General features: G+C 69.9%; 5 protein-coding genes and 1 pseudogene. 4 read left to right on the forward strand and 2 right to left on the reverse strand.

From position 1 onward, the window contains the following. Positions 1-94: 94 nt before the first annotated feature. Complete coding sequence (locus ACFWFR_RS17185; RefSeq protein WP_377623824.1) at positions 95-1,081, reverse strand: hypothetical protein; 987 nt, start codon at positions 1,079-1,081, stop codon at positions 95-97. Positions 1,082-1,231: 150 nt separating this feature from the next. On the opposite strand from ACFWFR_RS17185, the gene ACFWFR_RS17190 reads away from it, so the two are divergent. Together ACFWFR_RS17190 and ACFWFR_RS17195 are read left to right on the forward strand one after the other, a co-directional pair. Beyond that, on the forward strand, positions 1,232-1,771 hold the full coding sequence (locus tag ACFWFR_RS17190; protein WP_056648078.1) for a peptidylprolyl isomerase: 540 nt from the start codon (positions 1,232-1,234) through the stop codon (positions 1,769-1,771). A 185-nt stretch (positions 1,772-1,956) separates the two neighbouring features. Then, the gene (locus ACFWFR_RS17195) at positions 1,957-2,652 is read left to right on the forward strand and encodes a rhomboid family intramembrane serine protease (protein ID WP_377623825.1); all 696 of its coding nucleotides are present in this window, start codon (positions 1,957-1,959) and stop codon (positions 2,650-2,652) included. A gap of 222 nt (positions 2,653-2,874) precedes the next feature. On the opposite strand, the gene ACFWFR_RS17200 is transcribed toward ACFWFR_RS17195, so the two are convergent. After that, entirely contained in the window at positions 2,875-3,129 is a 255-nt protein-coding gene (locus tag ACFWFR_RS17200) for a cell division protein CrgA (protein WP_056648075.1), read from the reverse strand. 183 nt (positions 3,130-3,312) lie between these two features. Between ACFWFR_RS17200 and ACFWFR_RS17205 the strand changes: the two genes are divergently transcribed. Both ACFWFR_RS17205 and ACFWFR_RS17210 read left to right on the forward strand, forming a co-directional pair. Beyond that, positions 3,313-4,149: a DUF881 domain-containing protein gene (locus tag ACFWFR_RS17205; protein ID WP_377623827.1), complete on the forward strand. Its 837-nt coding sequence runs from the start codon at positions 3,313-3,315 to the stop codon at positions 4,147-4,149. Positions 4,150-4,352: 203 nt separating this feature from the next. Continuing rightward, a pseudogene (locus tag ACFWFR_RS17210) lies at positions 4,353-4,979 on the forward strand (aminodeoxychorismate/anthranilate synthase component II); the annotation flags it as partial. Between the last annotated feature and the right edge of the window lie 88 nt (positions 4,980-5,067).

Consider the following 5,067-nt stretch of genomic DNA (forward strand, 5'->3'; position numbering starts at 1 on the left):
TATCCGGACGTCTCGGTCGCCCGGAGGCAGCGGCATACCTGAGAGGGGCCCGCCCGGCGAGACCGGACGAGCCCCTCACGTTCTCTCGCAGGTGTCAGGCCGTCGGCTTCTTGTCGTCGCCCTCGGTGCTTTCGTCGGTGCCCGACGACGCCGCGTCCTTGGCACGTCCGGTCGCCTTGCGCGTGGCCTCCTTGGCATCGGTCACGGCGTCCTGGACCTTGCCGGAGATCTTGTCCCCTGCGTCGGCGACGGCACCCTGGACCTTCTCGCCCGTCTCGCGACCCTTCGCGACGGCAGCACCGGCCGCTTCGCCGACCGCCTCGGCGGCGTTGCCCACGGCTGCCCGTGCGTCGTCGAAGGTCGAGGCAGGGACCTGGTCCCAGGGCTCGGCCCACGGGTCGGTGGTCGGCTGGGCACGGCGCCACAGCACGTAGGCGCCCCCGGCCGCGGTCATGCCACCCACGACCCACCACAGAGCCTTGCTCTTCTTCTGCGGGTCCGCGGCCTCAGCAGCCGCCGTGAGCTTGGCGGGCGCAGCCTTGGCGGCCTTCTTGGCCGATGCGGCCGAGGCGTCGATGCCCTTCTTCGCTGCCTTGGCAGCCTTCTTCGCGGCCTTCTTGGACAGGGTCTCGGTGGTGGCGGCGGAGTCGGCCGTGGCGGCCGCCGCCGCGTCCGCCGCGCGGGACGCAGCGTCTGCTGCGGCCGCGGCCGCTGCGTTGAAGCTCGCCACGATCTTGGGCAGGACCTCGTCGACGAGCTTGTCGTGCGCGGTGTCGATCGCGGGCGCCGCCTTCCCTGCCGCCTTCTCCACGCGTGGTGCGGCGGCCTGGACGCTGTCCTGCCATGCCTTCTCGACGCGAGGCGTCAGCCACTCGACGAACGCCTCGACCTTGGGGCTGCCCCACTCCTTGGCCTGACCGGCGGCCTCCTTGGCCTGGTCGGCGAGCTGGACCGCGGTCGTCTGCGCCTTGGCGCCGGCCTCTCCGACGAGCGCAGCGACCTCAGCGGCCTGATCCTTGAGCTTCTCGGTATCGATCGTGTCGGTCACGGCGCGTGCGGAACGGCGGGTTCGGTCGGACATGGAGACTCCAGGTGTTCGTGGTGCGGGCTGTAGGCGCTGGAACTCCACTCTGCCACCGTGCCCGGGGGCTCGCGAGGCAAGCGCGCCGTGGTGCGGGACACGAGCCGAGCGACAGGGCGGGGGTACAGGCGACCGTGTGAGAATGGGGGCATGTTCGCAACCCTCCACACCACTGCTGGTGACATCCGTATCGAGCTCCTGCCGAACCACGCGCCCAAGACGGTGGCGAACTTCACCGGTCTGGCGAAGGGCACCACGACCTGGACGGACCCGCGCACGGGCGCGGAGCGCAACGACCCGTTCTACGACGGTCTGATCTTCCACCGCGTGATCCAGGACTTCATGCTGCAGGGCGGGTGCCCGCTCGGCACCGGTACGGGTGGTCCCGGCTACACGTTCAACGACGAGATCCACCCCGAGCTCCAGTTCGACCGCCCGTACCTGCTGGCCATGGCCAACGCCGGGTCGCGCCGCAACCCGGTCTCGGGTGAGGTCGAGGGCACCAACGGGTCGCAGTTCTTCATCTCGACGGTCCCCACGCCGTGGCTCAACGGCAAGCACACCATCTTCGGCGAGGTCGTGGACGACGAGTCCCGCGCGGTCGTGGACGCGATCAACGCGACGCGGACCCGTCCGGGCGACCGCCCGGTCGAGGACATCGTCATCACCTCGGTCACCATCGAGGACTGACCATCTCCGTCCCCGCCTTCGGGACACCGGGGCCGGCGCAGCCGGCCCCGGTGTGTCCCCGACACCCCGACCGCGTCTCGTACGTCCGCTGCCAGCGCTGTGGACGTCCCGCCTGCCCCGAGTGCCAGCGCCCGGCGGCGGTCGGTGTCCAGTGCGTCGACTGCGTGCGCGAACAGGCCCGCGCGGTGCCCCAGACGAAGACGGCCCTCGGCGGGACCGTCCGTACGGGGCGGCCGGTCGTCACGCTGACGATCATCGCGCTGTGCGTCGTCAGCTGGCTGCTCCAGCTGGCCACCGGGGGCGAGTGGACGCAGCGGTTGGCGTTCGCACCGTTCATCGGTGACGTGCAGCCCTACCGGTTCCTCACCGCTGCCTTTCTGCACTCGACGAGCGTCTTCCACATCCTGTTCAACATGTACGCGCTGTGGATCACCGGGCCCTTCCTCGAGCAGATGCTCGGGAGGGCGCGCTTCATCGCGCTGTACGTCCTCGCGGCCGTCGGAGGATCCGTCGGGGTCGTGCTGCTCGCCCAGCCGACGGCTGACGGCGGGTGGTTCACGCCGGTCGTCGGTGCGTCCGGGGCCGTGTTCGGGCTCTTCGGTGCGATCCTCGTGGTCCTGAGGCGCCTGGGTCGGAACGCCGCCCAGATCCTCGTCCTGATCGGGATCAACTTCGCGATCGGCTTCATGGTCAGCAACATCGCCTGGCAGGCGCACCTGGGCGGGCTCGTCGTGGGACTCGTCCTCGGGGCCGGGTACGCCTACGCTCCCAAGGAACGGCGCAGGCTGTGGAGCATCGGCATCACGGTTCTGGTCGCGGTCACCCTGGTGATCGTCACCGTCCTCAAGTACAGCTCGGCCCCACAGTTCGTGCTGTCCTGAGCAGACTGCTCGATCTCGGATAGTTATCCACAGAGTTACTCACAGGTGTGGAACTACACCGATGTAGTTATCCACAGGTCGGGGATCTGTGGACAGCCGTCCGTCCCACGCGCCTCGGCGCGTCGCGCGCACGCAAGAGGGTGGGGTCCGCAGCTCTGCGGACCCCACCCTCTCGTGGACCGAGCCCGCCCGACGTGGGGGGGCTCCACGTCGTCGAGCGAACTACTTCCAGCGCGTGGTCAGCGCGAATCCGGCGATGATCAGGACGAACCCGACCACCAGGTTCCAGTTGTGGAGCGCCGGGATCGGCAGGCCGAGGCCACCGCTCGTGAGGTAGAAGATGACGATCCATGCCAGGCCCAGGAGCATCAGGGTCAGCATGGTCGGTACCAGCCAGCGCGGGTTGCCGGTCTCAGGCTTCTTCACCTGCGGGGCCTTGACCTTGGCGGGCTTCTTACGGGACTTCGACTCGGGCACGAGAGCTGGCTCCTGTCCTCGGGATGCGTGTTCCTGGCACCAGTCGTGTGCAGGAGCTGTGTCGGGTGGGACGAAGCGCCGTTGCGCGACGTCGTGAACGGCGACGCCATTCGTCATCTAGCGTAGTGGGCGGACAGAATAGCGTGTGCACGGGCAGGTGGACGAGAGCCGGGAGTGAGCCAGATGGATCGCCGTCACGGAGCGACGCACGACACGGGGGGCGCAGGAGCCGAGGATGCTCCGAGCTCCACCGCCGGCGAGCCTGCGGTCACGGCTGCGACCCGGCCGCCCACACGAGCACGTCGTATCCGGTCGAGCGTCACGGTGCTCCTGGTGCTCGGCCTCTCGGGGCTCATGTTCTCGGCCAGCGCACGCCTCGCGCAGGGCCAGGAAGGGCGCCACCCCGAGAACCTGACCGACCTGGTGCAGAGCGAGGAGCGTCGGGTCGAGGACATGACCGAGAAGGTCGTCGGCCTCGAGGTCGAGGTGTCGAGGCTTGCGGCCGGTACCGGCCAGACGGAGACCGAGTCTCCTGAGCTCGTCGAGCGCACCGGGATCGTCTCCGGGGCGGTCGCGGTGACGGGGCCGGGGCTCAGCGTCACGCTCGACGACGCCCCGTTGACCCAGGACCACTCCAAGGCGCGCGTGGACGACCTCGTGGTCCACCAGCAGGACCTGCAGGAGGTCATCAACGCGCTCTGGGCGGGAGGCGCCGAAGCGATGACTCTCCAGGGCCAGCGCGTCACTCCCACGACCGCGTTCCGGTGCGTGGGGAACGTGCTCAACCTCCACGGGCGGGTGTTCTCACCGCCCTACACGGTGTCCGCGGTGGGCGACCCCGTGCAGCTCCAGAAGGCGCTCGATCGTTCCGACGCGATCGACATCTACAAGCAGTACGTGGACGAGTACGGCCTGGGGTGGAAGGTCGACAAGTCCGACTCGCTGCTCATGCCCGTGTTCGAGGGAGCGCCGGACCTGAAGTACGCGCGTGTGGCCGGCTCGGCCGACGAGGGCGCGTGACCGGGTCGGACACGGCGACGGGATTCGCTTCCCGTGTGCCGACCGCCGGTGAGCACGCGCATGGACGCAGCCGCCGGCACCCCGCAGCAGGGACAATGATGAGCAGGCGGGGCCGGGTCCGGCCGCGCCGGACGAGCCGCTCACCCGGCGCGGCGTCCGGCTGCTTCAACGCAACGACTTCCGAAGGAACAGGTGGGTAAGGGATGGTCCGCATCCTCGTCGTCGACAACTACGACTCGTTCGTCTACACGATCGTCGGTTACCTGAACCAGCTCGGGGCGCGGACCGTGGTCGTGCGCAACGACGCGGTCCCCGACGTGGGCGCGGACGGTCGGTTCCGCGACGCTGACGGTGTGTTCGACGGCGTGCTCGTCTCCCCCGGCCCCGGCACCCCCGAGGAGGCCGGGCAGAGCGAGGCCGTGATCCGCGCGTGCGCGGCGTCCGGCACGCCCATGCTGGGTGTCTGCCTCGGGCACCAGGCTCTTGCCGAGGTCTACGGGGCGACCGTCACGCACGCCCCCGAGCTCATGCACGGCAAGACGAGCCCGGTGGTCCACGGGGACCTCGGCGTGCTCGCCGGCCTCCCCTCGCCCTTCACCGCGACCCGCTACCACTCGCTCGCCGTGGTGCCCCGGACGATCCCGGCCGAGCTCGTCGTCACAGCGACGACCGAGAACGGCGTGGTGATGGGTCTGCAGCACCGCGACCTGCCGCTGCACGGCGTGCAGTTCCATCCCGAGTCCGTGCTCACCGAGGGGGGCCACCTGCTGCTCGCCAACTGGTTGACGGTGTGCGGGTCGGTCGACGCGGTCGAGCGTGCGCAGGGCCTGCACGTGGACCCTGACCACCACCGGGGGCCAGCACATCATCGCGTGCTCCACCCACACCCGCGCGGTCCACCGGCTCGCCCTGCCCCGA

This window comes from Oerskovia sp. NPDC060287 (assembly GCF_042726775.1).
GTDB classification, from domain to species: domain Bacteria; phylum Actinomycetota; class Actinomycetes; order Actinomycetales; family Cellulomonadaceae; genus Oerskovia; species Oerskovia merdavium.

Bases quoted from the DNA above. Each gene is read 5' to 3' on its own strand.
- ACFWFR_RS17185 (WP_377623824.1), bottom strand. From the start codon at position 1,081: ATGTCCGACCGAACCCGCCGTTCCGCACGCGCCGTGACCGACACGATC.
- ACFWFR_RS17190 (WP_056648078.1), top strand. From the start codon at position 1,232: ATGTTCGCAACCCTCCACACCACTGCTGGTGACATCCGTATCGAGCTC.
- ACFWFR_RS17205 (WP_377623827.1), top strand. From the start codon at position 3,313: ATGGATCGCCGTCACGGAGCGACGCACGACACGGGGGGCGCAGGAGCC.